We start from the raw sequence: 26,630 nt of genomic DNA, 5'->3' as shown, positions 1-26,630 counted from the left end.
ATGCCCTACAGGACAAAACCTGCTGTTAAACCGTCCCCGTCGGCCTTTGGCGACGGGGCATATGTAATAAACCGTCTTATTAACGCAATCCCAGGCTATCCGGCAAAAGAAGTGAAAAAATGCCGGCGCGCTTTGCCAGAATGCTCCTTTTGCGCCCTGTCTTCAATGTCAGCCACGGCTTTATTAACGGTACCGCCGCCGCTAGCGGCATACGCCAAAACCGCGCATGCCGAAATGAAAATGATTGGCGTGGGCGGCGTTATAGCCGGGGCCGAGCGAATTGCCGAAAAAACCGCAGCTTTGGGAGAATGCTAAACGCAGATATTCACCGGCCGGATCCTGGCGCGACCACTGGCGCAAGACCGTGATGCGTCGGCCGTCCGCCAGGATAAAGCCCGACACATCCAGCGCTTGCGCGCCGGCATGCTCGCTCAGCCGCCCCTCGCTACGATGGTAGATGTTACGACAGGCATAGCTGCCGAGATGATCAATCCGAGCTAAAGCAGAACCAAGACCGCCCGCCGCCAGGGGCGCCGCCACCTGATTAACGAACATGGCGCTGCTTAGCGCCAGCGGACAACTGGCAAGAAAACTTGAGCTTAGACCGACCGGGCCGAAGCCGCGCACCCGCACCGGCGATAGCAGCGGGCAAGGCCCGGTGGTATCGGCAACCGGGCTGAAAGACAGACGTCCGGCGGCGCTTGCCCGCTCAAGCGCCGCCAGGCAGGCCGCGGGATTGCCGGCCAGCCGTTTTAGCTTGTAGCGGGTAATAAACGTCGGCGGATCGTTAACCGACAAAGGCGAAAAAGGGTCGTAGCCGGGCGGCAACAGGGGCAGTAGGCGCGGAACCAATACCGTTGACAATAGCGCCAGGATCAGCAGGCAGGACAGCAGTCGCACCGTTCTCAACTCCCTATACCTTTGAAGCGGGCCAAACGCCGCGGTTAGTTAACCAGTATAGATAGGCAGAGAAAGAAATAAGTTATTTACACATAATATGATGAGTAATTTCGTGAGCGGTTGCGCCGACGTTTATTTGTACTGGCTATGATTAAAACGAACACGATGTGCAGATTGCGCCATCGAACCCTCCATCAAATGAACGATTTGATTTGCTGTGAAGTCCTTGCCCGCCCCTCTGTGCGGGCTTTTTTAATGCCCCTGGACGGCCGGACCCACACTTTATGCCGGTTATTACCGGCTGTATCGAACAGTTGCTGAGCTATTGCCCGGAAGGTTGTGAAAATTGTCGGTTTTGGTGTTTACGGATCCGCTATTTGGGTCCATACTTGCGTCGGTTTCATGTAGCAATGAGCTAGACTTTACGCCTCGAACTTCGGTTCGGGGCATCCTATCCCGGCATTATCCTTTTTTCCGTCATTCCCCCGGCTCCTTTATCTGTCTTTCATCACCGCATAACTTTCCGACATGGCCCAATCTATTTCCGGCACGGATCCATCCCGCCGCTCATTACGCTTTACGCACGCCATCAGGTCCTCATCGCGGTGGATATCCCGCATCGGTAACCAAGTCCCCATGGCCGGATTCCGGCGCCGCGGGAGCCCGTGCGCCGCCCGGCGATAACGGATGCACCTCGACCTCGACCGGCCTGAAGGCATACTCCCCCAGCCATTCGGCGTAGCCACGAACCACAAATCCGCCGGTGCGCTGCCGGTAGGCGGCGCGATCGGCCAGATAAACCCGACGCAGGGCGTACCAAGGCACGGCGGGCAAATCATGATGGACTAAATGGTAGTTCAGGTTAAGGAACAACAGCCGCCAGGGCCACGCCGCCTCGTTGATAACGGAACGCGCCCGCGGATCCCGCGCGGCGCGGTGCTCCATAAACGATCGGACTTTGGTCAAGGCCAGGGCCGGATAGCTTATGGCCAGTAGGTAATACCCCACCGACAGGCCCGATAACGCCACCCATTGCAACAGGGCCAGCAGCAGCAGACCGTGGATAAGCCACATACCGACGGCGCGGCGATCGCCGTCGGCCACGGCCGACACAATGCCGCGCAGCGCGCGGTAAATATCCAGCGCCGGCCCGATAAGCAAGCGCCCGGCAAAGGTATTGCGCACCCGCACCAAACGCCGACGCAGCGGTGAAAATCCTTGCCAGCTTTCGGCAGTGAAATAATAACCTTCGGGATCTTCAGCCGGATCGGTCAAATGATCGTCGCGGTGATGGCGCAGATGTGAATCGCGATAAAGCCCATAGGGATACCATACCGCCAGCGGCAACAGACCGAACAGCGGGTTCAGCCATGCCACGCGCGTCGGATGGCCATGAATCAGCTCATGCTGCAGCGACATATACCACGTGGTAAACCAGATAAGCAGCGGCGTGCCGACCCAGGGTCCCAGCACCGTCCAATAATGCACGGTACCGAACCACCCGGCATAGATCAGCGCAATCAGGCCCCAGGTGGGCAGCTCCCAGCGCCACGAACGGGTGGTCGCAAGCTGCCTGATGCGATCGCGCTGGCCGTCATGCAAATAGTGCGCGGTTTTTCCTACAGGTGCTGGCATGGCGTTTATCCCCGACGGTTTTTTCATCAGTATTCATCACCCCGGCGGCACAACATACGAATTAAAATGGCAATAGAAGGGTGATAAATGAGATAAGCGGTCAGATGAAGCGCCAACGAAAAAGACTCGTTATCGGACCGCCGGCGGGCATCATGTCCGCCATGAACGAACCGCGCCGTCCTCCCGCTTAACAGAAGGTTAAACATCAGGGGTGATCTGCCGATAATCCATGTGGGACTTACGTATGTCATGGGAAATGTCAAGCATGGACAAGTCAGGGCCAGAACGGGATGGGTTGCAGTATTTATGCCAAGAAGATCCTGAATTTGCCATTTTTTATCGCGAATTTCTGACCAATCAATCTCGTCCATCAACGGAACACCGTATCGCGATATGCGGTATGCGCGGCGCGGGCCATCGGGCGCTGGCGGATATTCTTCCCACCGCCGTCGCAGGCGACCCGTCCGCTGTGCTTGCCGACCGCCAGGAAAAACCCACGCGGGAGCCGGACACCCGCCGCTATATCTTCACGCAAGATTTAAACGACTCCCACAGCGGCGCGCTGGCGGGAGCCATAGGCGCCGACTGGATCCTGTTCGTCCACAGCCGGGGCGAAGGTGCGCTGGCCCCGGTGGAAATACGCTTTTTGACCGCCCTGCGCCATCGTTTCCCCGATCTTGGGCGGCGAATGATGGTGATTACCGATGGCGATAAACACCGGGATAAAACGCACGAGGCGGCCGGGATCGCATTGGAAAAAAGCCTGGCTTCGCTGTTTCCCCCGCCCTATCGCATTATCTCGTTATCCCCGGACGGTGACGCTACCGATAACAACGGTAAAAACGCCCTGCGCGATAAAATAAGGCGGCAGCTGGACGAACTGCGCGCGAGCTATCCCGGGGGGCTTGCGGCGCTCCGTGCCAACGCCGCCGCCTTCCTGTTGGATTCACTGGATTATTTTATCGCCACGGCGATTACGCGGCGCGAGCAAAGGTTAACCGAGATCGACAGGGACCTGGAACAGACATGCGCGCTGTGGCGGCAAGATCTGCTGATCCTGGATGACCTGTTGCGTCAGCGGTTGACGCAGAGGCATTTAACGTGACTGATTCCAACGGAGGTTAATATGAAGTGGTTACGTGTCTCTCTTTTCGGTACCGCCCTGACCGCTTTCGCGGATATCGGCGCGCGTTGGCGACGCGGCCTGCCCTGTGCCGGAAGGGCGCGCGCTAAGGATTTTGCGTGCGGACCGGATCCGCTTAGGGTGAGCACTCGCCGGGAAAACGAGTTCGTCGCGGATGCCAAAATCCAGCTGTTAGGATTATACCGCCGCCACCCGCGGATGATCGCGCACCCTGACACAGCCTATATCCCCCTGGATTATGCCGCGCTGTGTCATTTTGTCAGTCAGAAAAAAAACCGGCCGCTGCCTGAGCTGATGGCCGGTTTGGCCCGGCTTGTCCCGGGCACCGACATAAGCCCTGTCCGGCGCAGGCAGTATGCCAGGGCAAAGATGCTACGGCGAGAGATTAGCGTCCTGAATGATTTACGGGCAAGCCTGGCGGCCGAACGCCCGGCCATGGGACAATCACGTTAATATAGAGCTGTCAAGGCCTTATGCCGGAACGCGAATTCACCGGCGCGGCGACAAAAGCAAACTTATCCGCTATCCAGCATAATAAAGGATGCTAATGTAACAGTGACGAGATTAAGGATAATGAGTGGAACGTTTAAGCGATTTGCGACTTTTTATCGAAGCGGCGATGTTGGGCAGTTTCTCGGCGGCCGGACGTAAGCTTGGCTGTTCGCCGGCGGCGGCGAGCGCGTGTATCGTCCGTCTGGAAACCGGTCTTAAGGTCCGCCTGTTTGAACGGACCACCCGGCAGCTCAGACTGACCGACGAGGGCAAGCTGTTCCTGAGCTATAGCCAACGCGCCGTGGAACAGCTAAACGACGTCACTGAACTGTTGCGCGCCGGCAAGGATGAAATCAAAGGCACGATAACGCTTACCGCGCCTTCCGATTTCGGCCGCAATCGCCTGATCGGCCTATTGGACCGTTTTCGCCACGATTTTCCCGCCATTAATTTTATTCTCTCCCTGTCCGACGCCGCCGCCCCCATCGGCGACGATACAGATATCGCCATCCGCTATGGACGACCCGGCGACGGCGCCTTCACGGCCCGTAAACTGGCCGACAGCCATCGGGTGGTTTGCGCCGCGCCGGGACTGCTGTCGCAATTGAGCCCGCCGCCGGCGCCCGTCAGCCTGCAGGCCTTGCCGGCCATTGTCCTGGTTAACGCCCTCGGCATTCAGGAACCCTGGGTTTATCGCAATGAAGGAAATATGCCGCAACAGATGATGGTCACGCCGGCTTATACCACCAATGATGGCGATATCAGCCACAAATGGGCGATCCTGGGTTATGGCTTCGCTTATATGCCCATCCTTGATATCAGGGAAGACCTGGCCGCCGGTCGGCTGGTGACGGTATTAGATGAATATTTCATCGAGCCGGCACCCCTGTATGCCCTGTATAACCGTAATAAATTCCAGGCGCCCCGCATCAAAAGGCTGCTGAATTTCCTGCTCGAAAGCCTGGCATAACAGCGGACTGAAAGCGGTTTTAACACCGGGTCAGCGCGGCGCGGTATGCGGCCTGGATCAAGAATACGTACAGCGTTGCCCCGCCCCGCTTAACGCCGCCAGCGCCATGACCTATCATGGTAGAACGAGGACAGGCCGTCGGTCATACCTCCCCGTCCTGCTTCCCACCTTTTTTTTCTGGAGACTATTATGCATATTGATTTATCGGGCAAAAACGCCATCGTCACCGCCTCCACCGGCGGCATTGGATTTGCCATCGCCACCGGGCTGGCGCGCGCCGGCGCCTCGGTGGTGATTAACGGCCGCAGCCAGGCCTCGGTGGACAACGCGCTGAGCCAGTTGCACCAGGCGGCGCCGCAGGCGACGGTAACGGGCGTGGCGGCTGATTTGTCCAATGCGGCGGGGGTTAGGCTGCTGACCGGCGCCGTGCCCTCCGTCGATATTTTAGTCAACAATGCCGGTATTTACGGCCCCAAGCCCTTTTTCGATGTGGATGACGATGAGTGGGAGCGTTATTTCCAGACCAACGTGATGTCGGGCGTGCGGCTGGCGCGCTTTTACCTGCAAGGCATGCTGGACCGCGGCTGGGGACGCATGGTGTTTGTCTCGTCGGAGTCGGCGCTGAACATCCCGCCGGAAATGATTCATTACGGCGTGACCAAAACGGCGCAGCTGGCCGTGGCTGGCGGCCTGGCCAAGCTTGCCGCCGGTACCGGGGTTACGGTGAACTCCGTGCTGCCCGGCCCCACGCTGTCCGAGGGGGTGCGCGACATGCTGCAGGATTCCGCCCGGGAGGCGGGCGTGAGCATTGAGCAGGCGGGTACCGATTTCGTGCGCACCCATCGTTCCAGTTCCATTATCCAACGCCTGGCGACCCCCGAGGAAATAGCCAACCTGGTAATATACACCTGCTCCCTCCAGGCGTCGGCCACCACCGGCGCTGCGCTGCGGGTGGACGGCGGGGTTATCAACAGCATCGTCTAGCGCTGAACAAGACAAGAAACGATGCGCAAGGATAAATATCCGGCCATGCCGCGCCGCTGGGGTAATCCGTTGCGCGCCAGTCCGCCGCGGGATGGCTGTAAAGTGTTAATGAACGGCGGCAATATTGTGAATTACACCTTTTTTTATGTGATGTGCATCACAAATATTTGCATTTATGTGACGAAGGTCATATTATTACCCCATCAAAGGCAATCACTTTACAGGTCAATCCTGGTTAGGGGACGCATATGAAATTCCGTAAATTCCTGAAAAAAATGCTGCTGTCATACGTTAATACCGTGAAAGACGTACCGCCCGGTGCCATGTATTAATTTCCATGATTGCAAAAAAGCTGCCGCGGCAGCTTTTTTTTTTGGGGAAAATCGGGTAGGCAAGGAAAGTCAATGCGAGTCCTGGTCCCAGTACTGATATTGCGTGGCCGTGCTTCGGTGCCGCCTGATGACCGCCAGCGGCAGAATTTCCCTGTCGCTGCCATAGCTCAGGATGCAGTTGCCCCTATCATCGTTGCGCCGGCACTCTTCCACTTTGGTCAGTTGGCTCATCGGCGTTATGGACACCGAGAAAGAGCCTGCCTCCCTGCCGTCTACGCCATACAGGTAGCGGGTGCTGGCGTGCAGCGAACGCATTGAGCTGAAATAACCCTTATCATCATAGGCATAGATATTTACGTCGTTGCTGAAGGGATCGCTTCCCCGCGCGGTGCTTTTGAGGAGCCGCAGGTTTTTATCATAATCATAGATCGCGGTGGTAAAACCGGGTTGGCCGTTGATGGTAAAGGCATCCGTCGAGGAAGTGATCACGCCCTTTTCGCCGACAAAAAACCGGCTCTTACCCTGCTTATGGTTAACCAGCGACTGCTTGCCGTCCTGGTCGATGATGATGGCGATATCGTACTCGCTCTCCCAGCCATCGCCGGATTTTACCGTATGATTGGACATGCGCAGGGTCATATGGCCCTCCGTCTTGTGGTAGTCGTACGCTTCTTCGCTTAGGGCGCTGCAGGCATCGAAACTGATGCTTGACCGGGCCTGTTCATCCAGATCTTTTCCCACCATACCCGCCACCACCAAGCGTATGTCGCCTTTGGCGGTACCGCTTAACATGATTAAGTTATTGCTGTCGTTGATGGTTTTCTTAGCCGGGGGACATTGATTTTCAGCCGCGGCGGCGTGGGCGGCCAACCCGGCCAGCAGGATCAATACCGGCAATCGGTAAATTAGTTTAATCATATTCATTCCCAGGCAGAGCTGTTATGCGGATATCCACTCAAAAGTCAGGTTGCCGAAGGGGCGAAAAGGATTGAGCACACCAGAAAAGTATACCCTTGATGTTAACACGGTGCCACGTCTACGCCATGCCAAGCCCTGATGCAAACGGCGCGGCCGCCGCTTTTTTTACCCGGGATCCGGCGAAAGCGCCTTGCAATCATCCTGGCAAGACCTGTATATTCAGCCAGTAAAATTAAGAGGATGGATCATGCACGTTAAACTGATTTACGATAAACGAAATTTCGGCTCCTTGCCCGGTGCCGACAGCCTTATCCTGGCCGAACTGACCAAACGCGTTCAGCAGACTTTCCCCGACGCCGGCGTCGAAACCAAACCGATGCAGCGCAACGGACTGGACACCGATGCCAGTAAAAGCGACAAAGCCATCCTGGCGCGTATCGTTGAGGAAATGTTCGACGACTCGGCTGAATGGCTCACCGTGGCGGAATAACCGGCAAATGCCATGCCCCGGCGCCGGCCGGGGGAATACGCCGCCGTCAATCCCCAGGCGTCGGCGCAAACGTTGCAGCACCGCCCTTTGTTCTCACATTGCACTCTGGCCGCCGTCCACCACCAGCGCCTGTCCCGTCACATACGATGCCCGATCGGAAAGCAGGAACAGCGCGACCTGTGCCATTTCCTCCGGTTCCGCCATGCGCCCCAAGGGGATGCCCACGGCGTAGGGATGCGACTCGATACCCTGCTCATCGGTGGTAATGCGTCCGGCGGTCATCGGCGTGCGGGTGATGGAGGGATTGATGGAATTAACCCGGATGCCGGCGGGTCCGAATTCCACCGCCGCCGCCTGGGCCAGCGAGACAATGCCGCCCTTGCTGGCGCTATAAATCGTAGTGCCGGGCACCGCTATTTTTGCCAGCACCGAGCCGTTAAAGACAATCGCGCCGCCGCCTCCCTGGCGCTTCATCTGCGCCACTTCCGCCTGCAGGCAAAAGAATGCCGCCTTCAGATTGGTGTCGATGATCCGATCCCACAAGGCTTCATCGAGCGTTTCAATCGGCCCGCCGCCCGCAACGCCGGCATTGTTGAACGCGCAATCCAGCCTGCCGTAGCGCGCCGCCACCTGTTCAATGACCGCCGCGATAGCCTCGGTGCGCGTCAGATCCGCCGCAATAAATATCGCGCTGCCGCCGGCCTGTTCAATCTCGGCCACTACGGCGAGACCCGCGTCTTCCCGGCGTCCGGTTAACGCCACCCGCGCGCCCTCGCGGGCGAACAGGACGGCGCTCGCCCTGCCGATGCCTGAGGTGCCACCGGTGACCAATGCCACCTTACCCTGCAATAAGCCCATGATATTCCCCTGTATAGCTACCGAACGGGCATGGCGGCCTGCTTATGCCATGCAACATAGATGATAGTCATCATCTATTTGGCAATTATATGTCGATCGACATTTATTTTGTCAATAAGGTAGCGCTTTATTTTGGTCAGCGCGGAAACAACGGAAGGAGACGCGGCGCAATCGACAGGACGCAAGAACACATCGGCATCCAGGCGGATGCGGCGTGGGGAGGCAGGACCGCCGCCGTACTAACGGCAAAGGCGACGTATATTTTCAGCCCGGCTTATGGCCAGACGTGGATCCAGCAAATGCCGGCGGCCAGGACAAAAAAAGCCATAAAACACAGCGTGGTCACCTGGGAGTAGGTGAGTTCGCATTTTTCCTCGGTCATATCCGTATCCTCGCTAATTAAACCTGCCCATGACGTTACGGCGGGCGCCACTTTTCCATACGATAAAAGCCGTGACGTTGGCGCCCCCGCCGCTATTACGGCCTACCGCCGCCGCCGCTGGTTTAGTCTAAAGCTATACCAGCGTGTTTATATAATATCAATATCTTATTTTTTAAACCGTGCTGTAACCGGCGACTCCCTTCGCTCCGCCGCGATATTCCTGCCTGTTCTTCCATGCCGGATGCGTTACCTTTGGGCGTTTGCCCGAAGATTTCCCGGCACAACCCGATCATAATCACATTTTTGCCGCTATCAATCGGCTGTCCTGCCTTTTTTATCGTTAAAAAGAAAATTATTCACCTACCCGTCAGCGGACCTTTTTTCAGGACCCTGAATCATTCTGATACAAAAACAACCTACCATATGTTAATTATTTGTTATAAAACATGACTTGTATGGTGATATACATCATGTTTTACATGATGAGTCCGCTGGACATAATGCAAAAAATTATAAAAATACGTTTTATTTTAATTATTTAAAGGAGCAAGACCGTGAGGCGTCATTATCTCCCTCTCGTCATGGGACTTCTCTTGGCGGGCGGACCCAACGCAGGGGCCGCGGATAAACCGGCATCAGAGGATCTGGTTGCGCAAGGAAAATATCTCGCTACCGCCGCTGACTGCGGCGCCTGCCATACGTCTCCCGATCGGGGCGCGCCCATGGCCGGCGGGTATGCGATACAATCCCCGTTAGGCAGTATAGTCGCCAGTAATATTACCCCGTCGACGGTGTCCGGCATTGGCGATTACAGCGAGCGGGATTTTGCCCGCGCCGTTAGAGAGGGCATCGATAAGCAGGGTCGACATCTTTATCCGGCCATGCCTTATACCTCTTATTCGCGCATTACCGACGCCGATATCCATGCGCTGTATGCTTATTTTATGCAAGGCGTGCAACCGGTCGATACGCCGGCGCCGCAAACCCATTTACCCTTCCCCTTTAATATCCGGGCATCCATGGCGCTGTGGAACCGGCTGTTTGCCGGCGATACCCCGTTGACGCCAACCCCGGGCATTGCCGATAACATCAATCGCGGCGATTATCTGGTTAACGCGCTGGCGCATTGCGATACCTGCCACACGCCGCGCAATGCCTTGATGGGTCAGGACAACGGTAAAGCCTTGTCCGGGGGCAGCCTCGGCAGTTGGTATGCGCCGAATATCACGCCCGACCGCAACTCCGGCATCGGCGACTGGTCGGACGCCGACCTGACGCAATATCTCAAGACCGGTCACGTCAGCGGCAAAGCGCAGGCGGCGGGTCCGATGGCGGAGGCCATCGAGCACAGTCTGCAGCACCTGTCCGATGCGGATATCCAGGCAATGGTGGCTTATCTGCGCCGTATCCCGGCGGTGGATACCGGCGCGGCCAAGCCGCGCGACGGATATGGACAACCCTCCGACAGTGAACTGACCCAGCGCGGCCAGACGGATAATATCGATGCCGGCTGGCAGGTTTTCAGCGGCAGTTGCGCCAACTGCCATCAGGCGGACGGCCAGGGCAACCGCCTTTACCCCTCTCTGTTTCATAACAGCGCCACCGGCGCGGATCGCCCGGATAACCTGGTCGCCGCTATTTTGTACGGCGTGCGTCGTAACGTAAACGGCGAAGAGATCGCCATGCCGGCCTTTGGCCCGGAGGCTCACTTCAGTGAACGGCTCAGCGATCGGCAGATTGCCGATGTCAGCAATTACGTGCTCAAGCATTACGGCAATCCCAAGATTAGCGTTAGCGCCGACCGGGTAAGGGTGATTCGCGAAGGGGGTGACAAACCGCTGCTGGCCAGGCTTACCAGCCCGGCGGCCATGATTACCGCCGGGATTATCCTGTTGCTTGCCGTGATGTTGCTGGTGGTGCTGATAACTCACAAAAGGAGACCACATGGCGCAAAATAATCATCCGCCGGTGTCGATGGCAAGGCGTCGCATGTTGCAGGGGATGGGTGTTTTATCACTCAGCGCGGTTTGCGCCTCCCTGTTCCCCGCCGTTAAGGCGCGGGCGCAGGCATTAAGCGAGAGCGGCTTTATGCCCCTGTCCTCCTTTTTGGTTAGCCGCCCGGTCAGTCCGGTCCTGGGCCAGCGCTATTACACCGCGTTGGTTAAACACCATCCCGACTTTCCCGCCAGGCTTACCGCGCTCGGCAATTACCTCAACGGCCGCCATTTTGGCCATGTGGATGAGTTCCTGGCAAGCCTGAGCCCGGATGACGCGCTGATCCACACAGCGACCCTGATGATTTCCGCCTGGTACACCGGCGTCGTCGGTGACGGTGAACACCTGGAGCTGATTGCCTACGCGCAAGCGTTAATGTATCTGCCGACCAAGGGCATTCTGGTGGTGCCGACCTATGGCGGCGGCCCCGACTCCTGGGGCGGCAAACCCATTGAGCCAACCTCGGTCAAAGGATCGAATCTATGAGCGAAAAAAATGTTGATGCCGATGTGATTATCATCGGCTCAGGCGTCATGGGCGGCCTGATCGCCACCCAACTGGCAAAAGCGGGAAAATCAGTAATTATCCTTGAGGCGGGGCCGCGCGTTAAGCGCGAGGACATCGTCGAGCGCTTTCGTAATTCCCCGTTCAAGATGTCATTGACCAATATGAAACTTCAGGGCGTGGGCTCACCCTATCCCGATTTGCCTCACGTGCCTTCCACCTATGGCAGCTACCTGCAACAAACCGGCCCGGTAAAATATCCGACCAAATATTTGCGCGTGGTGGGCGGAACAACCTGGCACTTCGGTTCGGCCCTGTGGCGCATGATCCCCAATGATTTCAAACTGAACTCGCTTTATGGCCGCGGCAGGGACTGGCCGTTTGGTTATGATGAACTTGAACCCTGGTACGGCGCGGCCGAACGCGAGCTGGGGGTATCCGGCGTCGACGGGCAGGATGAAAGCGGACAGGGCAAACGTCCGTGGCCGCCGCGCTCCACGCCGTTCCCGATGAAAGGACTGACGCCAAGTTATCTCTTTACCCGGCTGTCGGAATTATTGGGCAAGGACGGTTATAACCCGGTGATGGAGCCTAATGGCCGCGCCACGCGTCCCTACGGCAATCGCCCGATCTGTGCCGGCAACAATAACTGCAACCCGGTTTGCCCGATTGGCGCCAAGTATGATGGTTCGATACATATCGACCTGGCCGAAAGATTAGGGGCAAAGTTACTGGATAACTCTGTGGTCTACAAAATCGAGGCGGACGATAAGGGTAATATCAGCGGCGTAGGGTATAAAAAACCCGACGGCTCCGAGCACCACCTCAGCGCGAACTATTTCGTGTTGGCCGCCTATGGTATTGAATCGCCTAAATTATTGCTGATGTCGACGTCGGAGCGCTACCCGAACGGCATAGCCAACAGCTCCGGCCAGGTGGGGCGAAATTTGATGGGACATACCGGCATCAGCATGAATATCATGATGAAAGAAGATGTTTGGCCGGGCCAGGGACCGACCGAGCTGCTGGTCTATCTTAATAATCGCGACGGTGAGTTCCGCAAGGATTTCCCCAGCTACAAGACCAAAGTGCGCAACACCGTGCCGACGGCGGATTACGCCGCGTCGCTGATTGAAAAAGGGGTTCTTGGATCAAAGCTTGATGAGGAACTACGCCGCCAGTCGGCGCGGTCACTGAATTTCGCCGTTGATTTCGAAACGCTGCCGCTGGCGGAAAATCGTGTGGTGCCGAGCAAGACCAAAACCGACGCCATCGGCATCCCGCTGCCGGAGATTTATTACAGCGTAACCGATTATTGGGAAGCGGGTAAGGAAGTGGCGCTGAAGGATTTTAAAAATATCGCCCGCCTGCTCAATGCCGATATTGCCAAAATTGATACCAGCTATCAGGATCGCCAGCATATCATGGGCACCACCATCATGGGCGATGACCCGAAAAACGCCGTCGTGAACAGTCAGTGCCAATCTCACGATCACCCTAATCTGTTTATTGCCGGCACCAGCGTGATGCCCTCGACCTCGTGCATGAATCCAACGCTTACCGGCGCGGCGTTAAGCCTGCGTTTGGCGGATCATCTGCTAAAAGTGATGAAGGTATAAATTAAGCGTTAAATTATTCCGCGGCTTGCTTCCCGGTGAGCCGCGGTGTTATTTTTTAGCATAAACCCGACGCAACAGCGGGCCTGGGAGTATAGGCGGTTGCGAACACATGCTCATAAGGACAACAGGGCAATGAGTAATAAAAAATTTTTAGCGATGACTTTTTTGTGCATATTTTTATTTTGGCTGTCGGCATATCCTCTTTCTAAATATATCTCCAGTTCCGCCTTTGGCGAGCCTACCACGTCTATTTACAATGCCATCAATGTCCTGTTCACCGCGTTGGCGTTTATGGGTGTTGTTATCACTTTCCGTTTCCAGCTATTGGAATCCGAGCGCGCGATTATCAAAGCCTGCGTCCAGAGCTTAAAGATAAAAGCCTGGGTGAAATGATGGATATCGATCGTCGCGCCCGTCTTCATCTCGACAATATTCTCAACTTTTTCGCCATGCTTTCACACCGTCAGGCGGCGGCTTCGGTGATCAAGCACGTTGATTTCGCTTATGACTGGTGGCGGCCTACGCTGTGGATTATCGCGCAATTGCAAAAAGAAATTAAAGACGGCTCACAAGAGATTTCAACCTATTGCCGTAATCCAATGGTGCATATCACCCTTGAACAGCTGGACGGCATTTATGGATATCCGGCGATAACGCCCGGGGATAGCGTTTATCAGTACCTGAAAACCCATCCATGGCTGCGGGAACAGGAGATCGATCCCGCTTTTTTTGCCGCGGCCGGTTGTGATTCTTCCCCACGCTGATTGTATCGTTACACGCCATCATTTAAAAAACAGCGCAAAACAGGTTTACCCGGACGGGATATTTACAAAACGCCCGAGTTACGGATAGTATATATCCGTAACTAATGTTGCGTTTTAGCGGATAACATCATGAACCTCAAGAGTCAGGTCGAATGGGCCTTGCACTGCTGCGCCCTGCTTGCCGGCATGCCCGCCGGGCGCTATTTGTCCACCAAAACCCTGGCGGAATTTCACGGCTTGCCGAAGGAATATCTGTCGAAAGCGCTGCAAAGCCTGTCGCAAGCCGGCCTGGTGGCGACCACGCTTGGCCCGAGCGGCGGCTACCGGCTGGCCAGGGCGCCGTCGCACATCACCTTCCTGGATATTGTCGAAGCTGTCGAGGGTAAACGGCAGACGTTTATTTGCAATGAAATACGCGGCAATAACCCCTGCAGGGCAAAAGGCGCCTGCGACAGCAAGCCGTGCCCGATAGCGCGCATCATGTGGGACGCCGACGCGGCATGGCGCCAATCCCTCGCGGGAGTCAGCCTTGCCTCACTGGCGGTGACCCTGGCCGAGGATGTCCCGAACGACCTGCTCAAGCGCACCATGGATTGGCTATTGGAACGATCCGGCTGACGCCCGGTTGCGCGGCGGCGGAAATCGAGCCGGTTTTGGCGAGGCGCGGGAAACTGCGCAAAAACACATACCCCGTCCATAAGATTGTTTCCTGCATTGGGTTATAGACCTATGCGGCCGCTTCGGCGCGGCGCCGCTTTACAATATTTTAATTAAGGATATTATATGTCCATAAGGATAATAAATATCCTTAATAACCGGAGAAAAAACGCCATGACCCAACGTGTTAATTATGCTCAATTGTCACCCGAACAGTACAACAAACTTATCGAGTTTTCGGCCGTGGTCAGGCGCGGCGTCATTGAGGAGAGCATTATCGATCTTATCGAGGTGCGCGCTTCCCAGCTTAACGGCTGTGGCTTCTGCCTGGACATGCATGTCAAACAGGCGACTATCCGCGGCGAATCCGCGCTGCGCCTGCACCACGTGGCGATCTGGCGCGAATCCCCATTATTCCAACCGCGCGAGCGCGCGGCGCTGGCGTGGACCGAATCCCTCACCCGGCTGGCGGGCGATGTGCCGGACGATCTTTATGAACGCGTACGCGGCCAATTTTCCGAGAAGGAAATATCCGATCTGACCTTCGCCATTATGTCGATCAACGCCTGGAATCGCGCCGGCGTGGCATTCCGGGCCGTTCCGGGGTCCGCCGACAAGGCGTTCGGTCTCGATAAGTCGGGTTTGCGCTAAGGGCGAGCCGCGCGGGGTGGCGGGTTAGCCACCTTCATCAACAGCGCCATGTCCGTGACCAACGTCACCACCGGGCGGATGCCGCGAGACGTTTGCCCTCGTCCCGATTAATCCGCCGGCATGGCGCATCCGTTGCTCAACCATAACGCCCCCTCGTCCGTTATTCCCATTCTGTGATAGATCTCCTGATTTTGCCGTTTAAGCCGCTATCGGAAAAAGAATTTCCTTTTTTTAGGCATTTTTATGAGCCTGGCGTGATTAACGCTGTTCCTCATTTCATACTATAGATTCCGAGGTAAGGCTTGATGAATAAAAACGAAAGACAAAAAGCGATTCGAGTTAAGCTGGTAAAGGATAAAAATGTCTACGTTGCTGAATTGGCAAAAGAGTTAAGCGTTACCACGCGCACAATACGTAATGATTTAAAACAGCTCAGCGCGCATGCCACCTGCCTGCTGTTCCACGGTGGCGCAAAGTTGGCGGACGTTGCCGATGAATCCCTGTTCGAAAAATCGGTTATCAACACCATCCTGAAAGGACTGGGTGAAAGTACCCGTGATTTTTCTTCCGCTGCGGATCAAAAAGAGAGGCTGCTCGACGGAGGAATCTATATTTTAGGTTCATTCAATGTCGATATCGTCTCGGAAACGATGATGCTGCCGCAGATAGGGCAAACTATTCGTTCCTCTTCCACCCATTTTTACGCCGGCGGCAAAGGCACCAACCAGGCGGTGGCGGCGGCGAAGATAAACAATAATGTTCATCTGGCGATAAAGCTGGGCATGGATGAATTTTCCGAAAAAGCGAGAAAGTATATTTCTAATACTGAAATCTCCTCTTTCACCATTTTTGAAAATGAAATCGCCGCCACCGGGATTGCCATTGTCTGGGTGTCCAATGCCACCGGTGATAACATGATAAGCATCGACCTCGGCGCCAATGAAACCTTCACCCAAGATGATATTCTGTTTGATTTAGATATAATCCAAAACTGTAAAGTATTCTTGACCCAGCTGGAGAATAATTTCCCGATTACCCGCTTTGCGATAATGCAAGCTAAATCATTTCAGTCACTGGTGCTATTGAATCCTGCGCCTTATGTGTCGGAAGTAAAAGAAATATTGCATTTAATTGATATTATAACACCGAATAAAGTTGAGGCTGAAGCGTTGTCCGGCATATTCATCACCGACGTTCACTCAGCAAAACTCGCGGCGAAAAATATCCATGACCAAGGGGCAAAATGTGTCATCATCACGTTAGGTGACCAAGGTTGTTTATTATTTGATGGCGATATTTTTACCTACGTTCCCGCATACAAATCAGCGGTAATCGATACCAGCGGCGCGGGCGATGCATTTACCGGCGCCTTGGCCGGGTGCATTGCCAATGGCAAAAAATTAACCGATGCGGTGCAATATGCCGCCGCGTTTGCCTCCCTGAAAGTCGAGCGTAAAGGCGCATCCAATATGCCTAACAGCTCGCTGGTTTATCATCGGATGCAGCAGTAAATTATTGGTTATATTACTGATAGATAGACTTTTATTTATACTCCCATCATTGAAGGCAACTTCGGATAAACGGAGTATATGTACGATAATATTGTGGCCACCACAACTTTATTGTCCTGATAGTTACTCTCTCGAAAGGATAATTTCATGAAAAATTTACCATTTATTAAAGTCTTAAGCGCCGCCGCGGTACTGGCGCTTTCAGCCGCCATTGCTTTGCCGGTTTCCGCTGCCGATGCGCCGCACAAAAAACCCAAAATTGCCCTGGTAATGAAATCGCTGGCTAATGAATTTTTCTTGACGATGGAAACGGGTGCGAAAGATTACCAGAAACAACATGCTGATAAATTTGATCTTATCTCTAATGGCATAAAAAATGAAACCGACACCTCTAATCAGATTCAAATAGTCGAGCAGATGATCGTGTCAAAGGCGGATGCCATTATCATTGCCCCCTCAGACTCCAAAGCGCTGGTGCCGGTGATTAAAAAAGCGGTCGATGCCGGCATCATTGTTATCAATATTGATAATCAGTTTGATGCCGCCGTTCTGAAAGATAAAGGATTAAATGTTCCCTTTGTCGGCCCGGACAACCGCAAAGGCGCAAAGGACATCGGTACTTATTTAGCAAAACATCTGAAGGCCGGCGATCAGGTAGGTATTATTGAAGGCATTCCAACGTCGACGAATTCCCAGCAACGCACCCAGGGTTATCAGGATGCCATGGCGCAGGCGGGCATAAAAGTCGTGTCTGTCCAGTCCGGGCAGTGGGAAATTAATAATGCCAATGCCATCGCCGCGGCGATGTTAAGCGAATACCCGAATATCAAAGCCTTGTTAGCGGATAACGACAATATGGCGCTGGGTGCGGTTTCCGCGGTTCGCGCCGCCGGCAAAAAAGGCCAGGTCCAGGTTGTGGGTTATGACAACATCGAAGCAATCAAACCGATGCTGGCCGATGGCCGGGTATTGGCGACCGCCGATCAGTTCGCGTCACAACAGGCGGTATTTGGTATTGATGCCGCGTTAGCCGCGCTGAATAACGGGAAAAAACAGAGCGAACTGGCAAGCAGTGTTGAAACGCCGGTAAAACTTATCGTCAAGCAATAACGTCATCAGGCAATCAACGGCCCGCCGGCAAAGGGCCGGGATATATTCCGGGCCGTTGTAAACCCGACCGTTAACACAGTTATGTTGCCCTCACCGGATAACCGCAAAATGACCGATCGGCATGAAGTTCTCTCAATAACGGGTATCGGCAAAACCTATAGCGAGCCGGTGCTGACGGATGTGAGCCTCAAACTATATCCCGGGAAGGTACTGGCACTGACCGGTGAAAATGGCGCGGGCAAAAGCACCTTATCCAAAATCATCGGCGGGCTGGTTATCCCCACCACCGGCAGTATGCTATATCAGGGCCAGCCTTATGCGCCGGCCAATAGGAAAGAAGCGGAAAAAATGGGTATCCGCATGGTGATGCAGGAGCTCAATCTGCTGCCGACCCTTTCCGTTGCGGAAAATTTATTCATCGATCAATTACCCCATCGCGCGGGTTGGATCAACCGCCGTCGCCTGCGCGAAATGGCCTGTCCGGTCATGGCGATGGTCGGCCTGCAAACGATTGATCCGGATACCCTGGTGGGCGATCTGGGGCTGGGCCATCAGCAAATGATTGAGATCGCTCGTAATTTAATCGGTGAAAGCCGCATACTCATCCTCGACGAACCGACTGCGATGCTGACCAGTCGCGAAGTCGAATTATTATTTAGCCAAATCAGGCTGTTCAAGCAGCGCGGCGTCGCGCTTATCTATATTTCCCATCGTTTGGATGAGCTGGCCATGATTGCCGATGAGGTTACCGTGCTGCGCGACGGCCATGTCGTGTGTACCGACGATATCAAACGGTACAGCAGTGACCAGCTGGTGTCGTTAATGGTGGGACGCGATCTGGAAAGCACCCTTGATATCAGCGGACGCCGGCGGGGCGAACCTATATTAAAAGTGGATCATATGAAGCGGGGTAATATTGTCCGGGATGTTTCTTTTACCCTGCACCGCGGAGAAGTCCTGGGAATCAGCGGCTTGGTCGGCGCGGGAAGAACCGAATTATTGCGGGTTATTTTTGGCGCGGACCGTGCGGACAGCGGGCAATTATTCGTCGGTAATCCACTCCAGCCGGTAACCATTCACTCTCCCGCCGACGCAATCAGACACCGGGTGGCGCTGGTTACCGAAGATCGCAAAGGCGAAGGGCTGCTATTGCCGCAATCCATTGCCGCCAATATCTCCCTGGGGAACAGCGATAAAATCAGCCGCTTCTCGGTGGTCAATGCGCGGCATGAACAACGTTTGGCGCAAAAACAGATTAAAAGCCTGGGTATTCGCGCCACGGGCAGCGGCCAACCGGTCGAAAGCCTGTCGGGCGGAAATCAGCAGAAGGTGTTGATCAGCCGCTGGCTGGAGCGCAATTGCGACATCATTTTATTCGACGAGCCTACCCGCGGAATAGACGTGGGGGCGAAGCGGGATATTTATCTACTCATGAATGAGCTTACCCAAGCCGGCAAAGGGCTGATAGTCGTTTCCAGCGATCTGCGAGAATTAATGCTTATTTGCGATCGTATCGCCGTGCTGTCGGCCGGGAAACTGGTGGACATATTTATCCGCGGCGCCTGGACGCAGGACCGCCTTTTGGCTGCGGCATTTTCCGGCTATCAACAAACAGAAAGCGTTGACGGCCCCCAGTCGGATACAGGGAAATCACAGGATGAGTAACACGCCATTATCTAATCAAACCGGGCCGGATAACATGAAACAACCACAGGCGGTAAATGCAGTATCCCCTTCTTCCTGGCGCGGCCTGAGCAGCTATCTGGGTCTTATCGGCGCGCTGCTGGCGATGATTGTGCTGTTTTCCTTTCTCAGCGACCACTTTTTAAGCATGAATACCTTCAGCACCATTGCCAATCAGATCCCGGATTTAATGGTGATGTCGGTTGGGATGACCTTTGTGCTGATCATCGCGGGCATTGACCTTTCGGTGGGTTCTTTACTGGCGTTAGCCGCCGCCGTTGTCAGCGTCACCTACCTGAACCTGCATTGGAACCCCTGGCTTGCCGCGCTGTCGGGCGTGGCGCTGGCGACGCTTGTGGGATCGCTGACCGGTTTTATCACGGTCTTCTGGCGTATTCCGTCCTTTATCGTGTCCTTGGGCATGCTGGAGATGGCGCGTGGGGCGGCGTATCAATTAACCGATTCCCGTACCGCGTATATCGGCTCGATATACGATTATCTGGCCGATCCGATTGTTCTTGGCATCTCGCCGTCGTTTGTCATTGCCGCCCTGGTGATTTTGCTGGGACATCTGGCGTTGACCCGCACCATTTTTGGCCGCCATCTTATCGGGATAGGCACCAATGAAGAGGCGGTACGCCTGTCGGGAATCAATCCCGGCCCCTATAAAATCGCGGTGTTCGCCCTGATGGGGGGATTGTCCGGCCTGGCGTCGCTGTTCCAGGTCGCCCGCCTCGAAGCGGCGGATCCCAACGGCGGCGTGGGTATGGAACTGCAGGTCATCGCCGCCGTGGTCATCGGCGGCACCAGCCTGATGGGCGGACGCGGCTCGGTGATCTGTACTTTCCTGGGCGCCTTGATTATTTCCGTACTGGCGGCGGGGCTGGCGCAAATCGGGGCAAGCGAGCCCACGAAACGGGTGATAACCGGCGCGGTTATCATCGTGGCGGTGGTGCTGGACACCTATCGCAGCCAACGACAGAAAAAATAATTGCCCCGCCCCGGGTTTTCTTGTTACTGGCCGGGCGGCCAACCAGCGCATTCCAATTCAGGATATTCACATGATCAAAAAAAGTATCGTGGTACTTGGCAGCGTTAACCAGGATCATATTATTCGCGCGCATCACCTGCCCGTGCCGGGGGAAACCGTGGCCGGCCACCACCATATTTTGGCCGGCGGCGGAAAAGGCGCCAATCAGGCCGTGGCCGCCGCCCGTCTGGGCGCGGACGTCACTTTTATCACCTGCGTGGGTGATGATCCCTACGCACGCAGCGCGCTATCGGCTTTTAAGGCCGACGGCATCCATACCGAGGCGGTAGAGATATGCCGGCATGAAAACACGGGTATCGCCTTTATCTTGGTGGATGATAACGGGCAAAACTGTATCGCGATTTGCGCGAACGCCAATGCCATGCTGTCCAAATCGGTCGTTGAAAAGCACGCGCAATACATTTTTAACGCCGACTATTTACTGTTGCAATTGGAAACACCCATGGCGGGCATCGAACATGCGATTGCGCTTGCGCGGCAAACCGGCCGGTATGTCATTCTGAATCCGGCACCGGCCCGGCCCTTAACCGACAGCCTGCTCGCGCAGTTGGATCTTATTACCCCGAATGAAACCGAAGCCGAAATATTAACGGGCATTAAGGTTATCGATGAAACAAGCGCCGGCCAGGCGGCGCGTTATTTTATCCAAAGGGGAGTGAAGAGCGTGATTATCACGCTGGGAAGCCGGGGGGCTTACCTCTTTCACGATGGCCAGGGGACAATAATTCCCGGTTATCGGGTTAACGCGGCGGACACCACCGCTGCCGGCGACACGTTCAACGGCGCGCTGGTGGTGGCGCTTAGCGAAGGAAATACGCTTGCGCAGTCCATCAATTTCGCCCATAAAGCCAGCGCCATCTCGGTAACCCGGCTCGGCGCGCAAACGTCGATTCCCTATCGCCAGGAGCTGGAGACGTTTGATTTCGACGCGGCGATTATGCCTATTAGCAAAACTTAACTACTCTTATCTTGTGAATAATTAAAAGAGGGATAGTTATGTCTGAGATTACAAAACCAAATAATGACGCCATCGATGACGTTGCCGACAAGGTAAAAAACAAAACCGATCAATTTGCCGGGGCGGCCCAGAAAAAATTCGGTGAAGCGGTCGATTCCCCCGAACAGGAAGCGAAAGGCGCGGCCAAGCAGGCTACGGCTAAAGTGTCTGAAGTGTTCAACGATGCGGCGGCGGGCGTTCGTGAACACGTTCGTGAAAATCCGCTGGTGGGACTTGCCGCCATCGGGACCATAGGGCTGCTGCTCGGTTTTATCCTGGGCCGCAGTAAATAATACTCCGGGGCGTTTTCGGCGCCCCTTTCATTCCCGCGACCCCATGCCGGGGTACCGGCACCCATGCGCTTCAGACGGTGTAAATGCGTATATCCCGTGCTTTGAAGGCATTATAAATGTCTTTCCCCAGGCTTTCCTCCACCACCATCACATCGATTTCACCGGCATCGGCCACAATATAGCGCGCCACGCCTGGCACTTTATCCGCGGTAAGGGCAACCACGACCTCATTGCTCTGCCGGATGACCGCCTTTTTGAACTCACAATCTTCAAAATCAAACCCCGTCAGCCCGATTTCCGCATTCATGGCGCAGGCGCCGATAAATGCCTGGTCGAAAATAATTCCACGAAGCTGGTCTACCGCGGCGCTGCCCACACACCCGCCCTGCGCTTTCTGGAGAAGCCCGCCCAGCACAATGGTTTCACCCTGGGCGCGCTTCATCAGTTCCACCGCAATTTCAGGGGAGTTGGTCACGGCCGTCACCCGCATATCTGCCGGCAGCGCCCTGGCTATGGCGAGATTAGTGGTGCCGGCATCGATAAAAATACAGCTATCGCCCTTGACCAGTTGCGCACATCTATGAGCGATTATGTCTTTTTTTGCAAAATCCTGCTCTTTTCGATGGGCAAAGTCATCCGCCCGCGGCAGTTGCAGCACCGCCCCTCCGTACACTTTTTTGCACAGGCCTTCGTTGGCAAGCTCTTGTAAATCACGGCGAATAGTGTGCTCGGAGACCTTCAGTTGCGTCGCCAGTTCAACACAGACCACCCGGCCCTCCTGCTGAAGGATCCGGCGGATCAGGACTTGTCGTTGGTCGGGAAAAGCTGCATAATCGAGCATGAAATTTCCTTGTAAATTCTTACATCGAGCATTAATGAGCATAATCGTGCATCGGCCCTCGGCCTGTCAACCCCTGTCGACCTTACAAGAGGAACACAACATGTCATCCCTACCCGATATCCATTTTTTTCATCAACTGGCGGCGCTGTCCGAGGACATCACCCTGAAGAGCTATCGGCAGCGCGCCAACCTGGGTGTGTCGAATAAACCCAAGGAAGGATTCCGTTTTGATCCGGTCACCGACGCCGATCGCGCGACGGAAAAATCACTCAGAAAACATATTGCCGCCCAATTCCCGGACCACGCCATTATGGGTGAAGAGTTTGGTAACGTCGGCCACGGTGATTTTCAGTGGGTTATAGATCCCATCGACGGAACGCGCCCCTTCCTGTGTGGCCTGCCCGTATGGGGAACGCTGATAGGCCTGACCCATAAAGGACGGGCGGTGATGGGTATGATGAGCCAGCCCTTCACCCGCGAACGTTTCTGGTCGGACGGCGACAACGCCTGGACCTGCGGGCCGCTCGGTGAAATACGCCTGCGCACCCGGCAAAATATTCAGCTGGATCAGGCCATTCTTCACGCCACCGCGCCGGAATCCATCGCGCTGCATGCCGGCAATCACTTCGCGGATTTGAGTCGGCAGGTATTGATGACCCGCTACGGCGGTGAATGTTATGCCATGGCGATGCTGGCGGCCGGGTTCATCGATATCTGCGTCGAGTATTCAATGCAACCTTACGATATCGTGCCGCTTATCCCGATCATTGAAGCGGCCGGGGGTATTGTCACCACGCTTGAGGGCGGCAGAGCTGAAAACGGCGGCGCCATAGTCGCCTGTGGTTCGGCTGCCCTGCATGCCGACGTCCTGCGGATCCTGACTCCCCTTCGCTGAAAGGAAGCATCATGCACGCCATAGCATTCAAGGCCGGACCACGGCTCGCGACACGCCTGGTATTCTTTATCGCCGGGTTCGCCACCGCCACCTGGGCGGTCATCGTCCCCTTTGCAAAAGCCAATACCGGCGTGAATGAAGCCACGCTGGGGACGTTGCTGCTCTGCCTGGGCATGGGCGCGCTGATTGCCATGCCGCTCACCGGCATGCTAACCACCCGCTACGGCTGCCGGCGGGTAATAACCGTCGCGCTTGCCATCGTTACGCCGGCCACGCCGCTGCTGGCCGGGATTTCAGACACCGCGCTCCTCGCCACGGTGCTGCTGTTGTTTGGCATTGGCGTGGGCGTAACGGACTGCGCCATGAATATTCAGGCGATTATCGTGGAACGGCAGGCGCGGACACCTTTGATGTCCGGTTTTCATGGCATGTACAGCGTGGGCGGCATCGCCGGGGCGGGCTTTATGACGCTGATGCTGACGCTTGGCGCGAGTGTATTGATTGCCAGCCTCGCGGCGGCGGCTATTGTCGCACTGCTGCTGGTGCTGAGCCTGGAAGGATTGCTTCCCTGGGCCAACCCTGCCACCGGCCAGGGCTTCGCCGTACCGCGCGGGATCGTGCTGCTTATCGGCATTGTTTGCTACGCCGTTTTCCTTGCCGAAGGCACGGTGCTCGACTGGAGCGCGGTATTCCTGACCGAAGTGCGCGGCATGCCCGAAACAATGGGCGGCCTCGGCTTCACGGCCTTTGCCGTGGCGATGACTGTCGCCAGGCTAACCGGTGACAGGCTAATAGCCTGGCTCGGCGCGTTGCCCATGGTTTTCGGCGGCGCTGTGGTTGCCGCCGGCGGATTTGCTCTGGTGACGTTTGTTCCCGCCTGGTCGCTTACGCTGCTGGGTTACGTACTGGTTGGCGCCGGTTGCGCCAATATCGTGCCGGTGATGTTCTCGGCGGTCGGACGCCAGACGCTGATGCCCCAGGCGGCGGCCGTGCCCGCCATCACCACCATGGGCTATCTGGGCGTATTGGCCGGTCCGGCAATGGTGGGGTATATCGCACACGGCAGTTCGCTGTCCAATGCCTTTATTTTTATCACTATTCTGATGCTCGCCGTCGCGGGGCTGTCCCTGGCCATCCATCCTGGCCGTAAAGCCGTGCCCAGGAGTTGAGGGATACATCGCGCGCGTCGCGCTGTGGACCCATCATTTCATTTTTATTAAACCGTTGATTATCTCGATGCCCTGCGCCCTATTGGGCGCGAAATTTGCTCATTATGCGTTTTCTACCACACTTATCCTGCATGACGTTTATTTTCCCGTAGATTCTATAATTGGCTTGCGCCTGGTGGGCAAGCCGGATTTCCGGCATACGGATAGGTGCTATGACAATGAAGACGGTTGAACAACGATGAAAAAGATCGCTATCGTCGGCGCTGGGCCGACAGGGATTTATACTTTTTTTTCGCTTCTGAAGAACAGGTCGCCTCTTTCGGTTTGTATCTATGAACAGGCCAAAGAGGCCGGCGTGGGCATGCCTTATAATAATGAAGAAAACTCAAGGATGATGCTGGCTAATATCGCCAGCATAGAAATTCCACCGATTTTTTCGACCTACATCGACTGGCTGCGAAGCCAGAGCGAGGACCATCTGGCCGGTTATGGCGTCCAGTCTTCTTCACTTCACGTCCGACAGTTTCTGCCGCGTATTCTTCTCGGCGAATATTTTCGCGACCAGTTTCTGGAATTGGTCGCGCAGGCGAAAAAGCTGGGCTTCGAGGTGAATGTACATGAATCATGCCTGGTCACCGATCTGGAAGCCACGTCCGATGGCGTAAGGCTATGGGCGCAGGGTAAACCGGCGCCGGAACTGTATGATCTTACGGTTATCGCCACCGGACACGTCTGGCCCGACGAAAGCGCGTCGACGCGCACCTTCTTTCCCAGCCTATGGTCAGGGCTGATGGAAGCGAATATCACGGCGTGCAAGGTGGGGATCTTGGGTACTTCTTTGAGCGCCATTGACGCGGCAATGGCGGTGGCTGTTCAGCATGGCACTTTTATTGAGACCGATGATGACCATATTCAGTTTAATCTTGACGAAGGAAGCGAGACATTAAAAGTTGTGCTCATGTCCCGTTCAGGCATTCTGCCGGAAGCGGATTTTTACTGTCCGATCCCCTATGAACCTTTATGCATCGCGACGGAAAACGCGATCAAAAACGAAATTGCCGCCGGTCCGGACGGCTTGCTCAACCGGGTCTTCGGGCTCATCGTTAAGGAAATTGAAGCGGCGGATCCGCTTTGGAGCGAACATATATCGTTAAGAACCCTCGATGCCGATAGTTTCGCTGGCGCCTGGTTTGCCGATCGCAATAAATACGGTCCCTTTACCTGGGCTGAATCCAATCTTAATGAAGTAGAGCGCAACAAACGCGACAGACGTACGGTGCCGTGGCGTTACGCTATTCTGCGTTTACATGAAGCCGTCGAGGAAATAGTCCCTTTTCTCAGCGAACCGGACAATAAAAGATTCCTTGCGGGCCTCGCCCGCGTTTTTATCGATAACTATGCGGCGATTCCGTCGCAATCGATTCGCCGCTTGCTGGCATTGCGCGAGGCTGGAATTATCAGCATTTTGACCCTCGGGCCGGACTATGCAATGGACGTAAAAAAACACCAGACGGTGATGACGGTCGGGGAGAAAACCCATGTTTTCGATGTTTTTATCGACGCGCGCGGTCAGCAGCCGCTGAAGATCAAAGACCTGCCGTTTCCAACGTTAAGAACACAGCTCAAGGCGACTGGCGATGATATTCCGGATATCGGTGATGACTACACGCTGCTTGCGCCCGCATCGGCTCGCGGACGTATCGCATTCGGCGCCTTACCCTATCTTATGCACGACCAGCCGTTTGTACAGGGCCTCACCGTCTGTGCGCAAATCGGCGCGGCCAT

General features: G+C 55.4%; 27 protein-coding genes. 22 read left to right on the top strand and 5 right to left on the bottom strand.

Annotated features, from left to right (window positions below; all coding sequences use genetic code 11):
* Window positions 1-201: 201 nt before the first annotated feature.
* On the bottom strand, window positions 202-900 hold the full coding sequence (locus VGC33_RS12795; RefSeq protein WP_414636930.1) for an extensin-like domain-containing protein: 699 nt from the start codon (window positions 898-900) through the stop codon (window positions 202-204).
* Window positions 901-1,497: 597 nt separating this feature from the next.
* The gene (locus VGC33_RS12790) at window positions 1,498-2,535 is read right to left on the bottom strand and encodes a fatty acid desaturase (protein WP_331121146.1); all 1,038 of its coding nucleotides are present in this window, start codon (window positions 2,533-2,535) and stop codon (window positions 1,498-1,500) included.
* A 265-nt stretch (window positions 2,536-2,800) separates the two neighbouring features.
* On the opposite strand from VGC33_RS12790, the gene VGC33_RS12785 reads away from it, so the two are divergent.
* From VGC33_RS12785 to azuC, 5 genes are all read left to right on the top strand, one after another.
* Entirely contained in the window at window positions 2,801-3,640 is an 840-nt protein-coding gene (locus VGC33_RS12785) for a hypothetical protein (protein WP_331121145.1), read from the top strand.
* 21 nt (window positions 3,641-3,661) lie between these two features.
* Complete coding sequence (locus tag VGC33_RS12780; protein ID WP_331121144.1) at window positions 3,662-4,132, top strand: hypothetical protein; 471 nt, start codon at window positions 3,662-3,664, stop codon at window positions 4,130-4,132.
* Window positions 4,133-4,256: 124 nt separating this feature from the next.
* On the top strand, window positions 4,257-5,141 hold the full coding sequence (locus tag VGC33_RS12775; RefSeq protein ID WP_331121143.1) for a LysR family transcriptional regulator: 885 nt from the start codon (window positions 4,257-4,259) through the stop codon (window positions 5,139-5,141).
* A gap of 189 nt (window positions 5,142-5,330) precedes the next feature.
* Window positions 5,331-6,125 carry an SDR family NAD(P)-dependent oxidoreductase gene (locus VGC33_RS12770; RefSeq protein WP_331121142.1) on the top strand — a complete coding sequence of 265 codons (795 nt, stop codon included), beginning with the start codon at window positions 5,331-5,333 and terminating at the stop codon, window positions 6,123-6,125.
* A gap of 248 nt (window positions 6,126-6,373) precedes the next feature.
* Complete coding sequence (gene azuC / locus VGC33_RS23245; RefSeq protein ID WP_414636929.1) at window positions 6,374-6,457, top strand: stress response protein AzuC; 84 nt, start codon at window positions 6,374-6,376, stop codon at window positions 6,455-6,457.
* A gap of 69 nt (window positions 6,458-6,526) precedes the next feature.
* Here azuC and VGC33_RS12765 read toward each other — a convergent pair whose 3' ends face one another.
* Window positions 6,527-7,375 carry a hypothetical protein gene (locus VGC33_RS12765; protein WP_331121141.1) on the bottom strand — a complete coding sequence of 283 codons (849 nt, stop codon included), beginning with the start codon at window positions 7,373-7,375 and terminating at the stop codon, window positions 6,527-6,529.
* Window positions 7,376-7,622: 247 nt separating this feature from the next.
* On the opposite strand from VGC33_RS12765, the gene VGC33_RS12760 reads away from it, so the two are divergent.
* Window positions 7,623-7,865: a DinI-like family protein gene (locus VGC33_RS12760; protein WP_331121140.1), complete on the top strand. Its 243-nt coding sequence runs from the start codon at window positions 7,623-7,625 to the stop codon at window positions 7,863-7,865.
* Window positions 7,866-7,958: 93 nt separating this feature from the next.
* Here VGC33_RS12760 and VGC33_RS12755 read toward each other — a convergent pair whose 3' ends face one another.
* Window positions 7,959-8,723 carry an SDR family NAD(P)-dependent oxidoreductase gene (locus VGC33_RS12755; RefSeq protein WP_331121139.1) on the bottom strand — a complete coding sequence of 255 codons (765 nt, stop codon included), beginning with the start codon at window positions 8,721-8,723 and terminating at the stop codon, window positions 7,959-7,961.
* A gap of 963 nt (window positions 8,724-9,686) precedes the next feature.
* Here VGC33_RS12755 and VGC33_RS12750 point away from each other — a divergent pair.
* The 13 genes from VGC33_RS12750 (at window position 9,687) to VGC33_RS12690 (ending at window position 21,940) form a co-directional block, all read left to right on the top strand.
* Window positions 9,687-11,063, top strand: coding sequence for a c-type cytochrome (locus tag VGC33_RS12750; protein ID WP_414636928.1), 1,377 nt, complete (start codon window positions 9,687-9,689; stop codon window positions 11,061-11,063).
* Window positions 11,050-11,586 carry a sugar dehydrogenase complex small subunit gene (locus VGC33_RS12745; protein WP_331121137.1) on the top strand — a complete coding sequence of 179 codons (537 nt, stop codon included), beginning with the start codon at window positions 11,050-11,052 and terminating at the stop codon, window positions 11,584-11,586. Before VGC33_RS12750 ends, VGC33_RS12745 begins: the two co-directional genes overlap by 14 nt.
* On the top strand, window positions 11,583-13,223 hold the full coding sequence (locus tag VGC33_RS12740; protein WP_331121136.1) for a GMC family oxidoreductase: 1,641 nt from the start codon (window positions 11,583-11,585) through the stop codon (window positions 13,221-13,223). Before VGC33_RS12745 ends, VGC33_RS12740 begins: the two co-directional genes overlap by 4 nt.
* Window positions 13,224-13,355: 132 nt before the next feature.
* Window positions 13,356-13,616: a hypothetical protein gene (locus VGC33_RS12735; protein WP_331121135.1), complete on the top strand. Its 261-nt coding sequence runs from the start codon at window positions 13,356-13,358 to the stop codon at window positions 13,614-13,616.
* Window positions 13,616-13,987 carry a hypothetical protein gene (locus tag VGC33_RS12730; RefSeq protein ID WP_331121134.1) on the top strand — a complete coding sequence of 124 codons (372 nt, stop codon included), beginning with the start codon at window positions 13,616-13,618 and terminating at the stop codon, window positions 13,985-13,987. Before VGC33_RS12735 ends, VGC33_RS12730 begins: the two co-directional genes overlap by 1 nt.
* Window positions 13,988-14,116: 129 nt before the next feature.
* Window positions 14,117-14,605, top strand: coding sequence for an RrF2 family transcriptional regulator (locus VGC33_RS12725; RefSeq protein WP_331121133.1), 489 nt, complete (start codon window positions 14,117-14,119; stop codon window positions 14,603-14,605).
* Between the two features lie 213 nt (window positions 14,606-14,818).
* Window positions 14,819-15,295 (top strand): carboxymuconolactone decarboxylase family protein, encoded by a 477-nt coding sequence (locus VGC33_RS12720; RefSeq protein WP_331121132.1) that lies wholly within the window; start codon window positions 14,819-14,821, stop codon window positions 15,293-15,295.
* A 305-nt stretch (window positions 15,296-15,600) separates the two neighbouring features.
* Window positions 15,601-16,806 carry a putative transcription factor/ribokinase fusion protein RikA gene (gene rikA / locus VGC33_RS12715; RefSeq protein WP_331121131.1) on the top strand — a complete coding sequence of 402 codons (1,206 nt, stop codon included), beginning with the start codon at window positions 15,601-15,603 and terminating at the stop codon, window positions 16,804-16,806.
* A 147-nt stretch (window positions 16,807-16,953) separates the two neighbouring features.
* Window positions 16,954-17,916, top strand: a complete 963-nt coding sequence (locus VGC33_RS12710; RefSeq protein ID WP_331121130.1) for a sugar ABC transporter substrate-binding protein — start codon at window positions 16,954-16,956, stop codon at window positions 17,914-17,916.
* Window positions 17,917-18,024: 108 nt separating this feature from the next.
* On the top strand, window positions 18,025-19,581 hold the full coding sequence (locus VGC33_RS12705) for a sugar ABC transporter ATP-binding protein (RefSeq protein ID WP_331121129.1): 1,557 nt from the start codon (window positions 18,025-18,027) through the stop codon (window positions 19,579-19,581).
* Window positions 19,582-19,615: 34 nt separating this feature from the next.
* Window positions 19,616-20,590 carry an ABC transporter permease gene (locus VGC33_RS12700; RefSeq protein ID WP_331121128.1) on the top strand — a complete coding sequence of 325 codons (975 nt, stop codon included), beginning with the start codon at window positions 19,616-19,618 and terminating at the stop codon, window positions 20,588-20,590.
* Between the two features lie 70 nt (window positions 20,591-20,660).
* The gene (gene rbsK / locus VGC33_RS12695; RefSeq protein ID WP_331121127.1) at window positions 20,661-21,608 is read left to right on the top strand and encodes a ribokinase; all 948 of its coding nucleotides are present in this window, start codon (window positions 20,661-20,663) and stop codon (window positions 21,606-21,608) included.
* A 38-nt stretch (window positions 21,609-21,646) separates the two neighbouring features.
* Entirely contained in the window at window positions 21,647-21,940 is a 294-nt protein-coding gene (locus VGC33_RS12690) for a CsbD family protein (protein WP_331121126.1), read from the top strand.
* Between the two features lie 70 nt (window positions 21,941-22,010).
* Here the strand turns inward: VGC33_RS12690 and VGC33_RS12685 are convergent, their stop codons facing one another.
* Window positions 22,011-22,781 carry a DeoR/GlpR family DNA-binding transcription regulator gene (locus VGC33_RS12685; protein ID WP_331121158.1) on the bottom strand — a complete coding sequence of 257 codons (771 nt, stop codon included), beginning with the start codon at window positions 22,779-22,781 and terminating at the stop codon, window positions 22,011-22,013.
* Between the two features lie 100 nt (window positions 22,782-22,881).
* On the opposite strand from VGC33_RS12685, the gene hisN reads away from it, so the two are divergent.
* From hisN to VGC33_RS12670, 3 genes are all read left to right on the top strand, one after another.
* Window positions 22,882-23,676 carry a histidinol-phosphatase gene (gene hisN / locus VGC33_RS12680; RefSeq protein ID WP_331121125.1) on the top strand — a complete coding sequence of 265 codons (795 nt, stop codon included), beginning with the start codon at window positions 22,882-22,884 and terminating at the stop codon, window positions 23,674-23,676.
* 11 nt (window positions 23,677-23,687) lie between these two features.
* Window positions 23,688-24,845 carry an MFS transporter gene (locus VGC33_RS12675; protein ID WP_331121124.1) on the top strand — a complete coding sequence of 386 codons (1,158 nt, stop codon included), beginning with the start codon at window positions 23,688-23,690 and terminating at the stop codon, window positions 24,843-24,845.
* A gap of 238 nt (window positions 24,846-25,083) precedes the next feature.
* A partial coding sequence (locus VGC33_RS12670) for an FAD-NAD(P)-binding protein (protein ID WP_331121123.1) occupies window positions 25,084-26,630 on the top strand: 1,547 nt, incomplete at its 3' end.

Origin of the sequence: Acerihabitans sp. (assembly GCF_036398755.1) — a bacterium.
Taxonomy (GTDB): Bacteria; Pseudomonadota; Gammaproteobacteria; order Enterobacterales; family Enterobacteriaceae; genus Acerihabitans.
Note: the sequence above shows the minus strand (reverse complement) of the source record. Positions and strands in the feature narration are given on the sequence as shown.

What these genes read in the sequence shown, in the direction of transcription:
- VGC33_RS12790 (WP_331121146.1), bottom strand. Translation starts at nt 2,535, where the DNA reads ATGCCAGCACCTGTAGGAAAAACCGCGCACTATTTGCATGACGGCCAG.
- VGC33_RS12785 (WP_331121145.1), top strand. Translation starts at nt 2,801, where the DNA reads ATGGACAAGTCAGGGCCAGAACGGGATGGGTTGCAGTATTTATGCCAA.
- VGC33_RS12780 (WP_331121144.1), top strand. Translation starts at nt 3,662, where the DNA reads ATGAAGTGGTTACGTGTCTCTCTTTTCGGTACCGCCCTGACCGCTTTC.
- VGC33_RS12770 (WP_331121142.1), top strand. Translation starts at nt 5,331, where the DNA reads ATGCATATTGATTTATCGGGCAAAAACGCCATCGTCACCGCCTCCACC.
- azuC (WP_414636929.1), top strand. Translation starts at nt 6,374, where the DNA reads ATGAAATTCCGTAAATTCCTGAAAAAAATGCTGCTGTCATACGTTAAT.
- VGC33_RS12765 (WP_331121141.1), bottom strand. Translation starts at nt 7,375, where the DNA reads ATGATTAAACTAATTTACCGATTGCCGGTATTGATCCTGCTGGCCGGG.
- VGC33_RS12760 (WP_331121140.1), top strand. Translation starts at nt 7,623, where the DNA reads ATGCACGTTAAACTGATTTACGATAAACGAAATTTCGGCTCCTTGCCC.
- VGC33_RS12755 (WP_331121139.1), bottom strand. Translation starts at nt 8,723, where the DNA reads ATGGGCTTATTGCAGGGTAAGGTGGCATTGGTCACCGGTGGCACCTCA.
- VGC33_RS12750 (WP_414636928.1), top strand. Translation starts at nt 9,687, where the DNA reads ATGGGACTTCTCTTGGCGGGCGGACCCAACGCAGGGGCCGCGGATAAA.
- VGC33_RS12745 (WP_331121137.1), top strand. Translation starts at nt 11,050, where the DNA reads ATGGCGCAAAATAATCATCCGCCGGTGTCGATGGCAAGGCGTCGCATG.
- VGC33_RS12740 (WP_331121136.1), top strand. Translation starts at nt 11,583, where the DNA reads ATGAGCGAAAAAAATGTTGATGCCGATGTGATTATCATCGGCTCAGGC.
- VGC33_RS12735 (WP_331121135.1), top strand. Translation starts at nt 13,356, where the DNA reads ATGAGTAATAAAAAATTTTTAGCGATGACTTTTTTGTGCATATTTTTA.
- VGC33_RS12730 (WP_331121134.1), top strand. Translation starts at nt 13,616, where the DNA reads ATGGATATCGATCGTCGCGCCCGTCTTCATCTCGACAATATTCTCAAC.
- VGC33_RS12725 (WP_331121133.1), top strand. Translation starts at nt 14,117, where the DNA reads ATGAACCTCAAGAGTCAGGTCGAATGGGCCTTGCACTGCTGCGCCCTG.
- VGC33_RS12720 (WP_331121132.1), top strand. Translation starts at nt 14,819, where the DNA reads ATGACCCAACGTGTTAATTATGCTCAATTGTCACCCGAACAGTACAAC.
- rikA (WP_331121131.1), top strand. Translation starts at nt 15,601, where the DNA reads ATGAATAAAAACGAAAGACAAAAAGCGATTCGAGTTAAGCTGGTAAAG.
- VGC33_RS12710 (WP_331121130.1), top strand. Translation starts at nt 16,954, where the DNA reads ATGAAAAATTTACCATTTATTAAAGTCTTAAGCGCCGCCGCGGTACTG.
- VGC33_RS12705 (WP_331121129.1), top strand. Translation starts at nt 18,025, where the DNA reads ATGACCGATCGGCATGAAGTTCTCTCAATAACGGGTATCGGCAAAACC.
- VGC33_RS12700 (WP_331121128.1), top strand. Translation starts at nt 19,616, where the DNA reads ATGAAACAACCACAGGCGGTAAATGCAGTATCCCCTTCTTCCTGGCGC.
- rbsK (WP_331121127.1), top strand. Translation starts at nt 20,661, where the DNA reads ATGATCAAAAAAAGTATCGTGGTACTTGGCAGCGTTAACCAGGATCAT.
- VGC33_RS12690 (WP_331121126.1), top strand. Translation starts at nt 21,647, where the DNA reads ATGTCTGAGATTACAAAACCAAATAATGACGCCATCGATGACGTTGCC.
- VGC33_RS12685 (WP_331121158.1), bottom strand. Translation starts at nt 22,781, where the DNA reads ATGCTCGATTATGCAGCTTTTCCCGACCAACGACAAGTCCTGATCCGC.
- hisN (WP_331121125.1), top strand. Translation starts at nt 22,882, where the DNA reads ATGTCATCCCTACCCGATATCCATTTTTTTCATCAACTGGCGGCGCTG.
- VGC33_RS12675 (WP_331121124.1), top strand. Translation starts at nt 23,688, where the DNA reads ATGCACGCCATAGCATTCAAGGCCGGACCACGGCTCGCGACACGCCTG.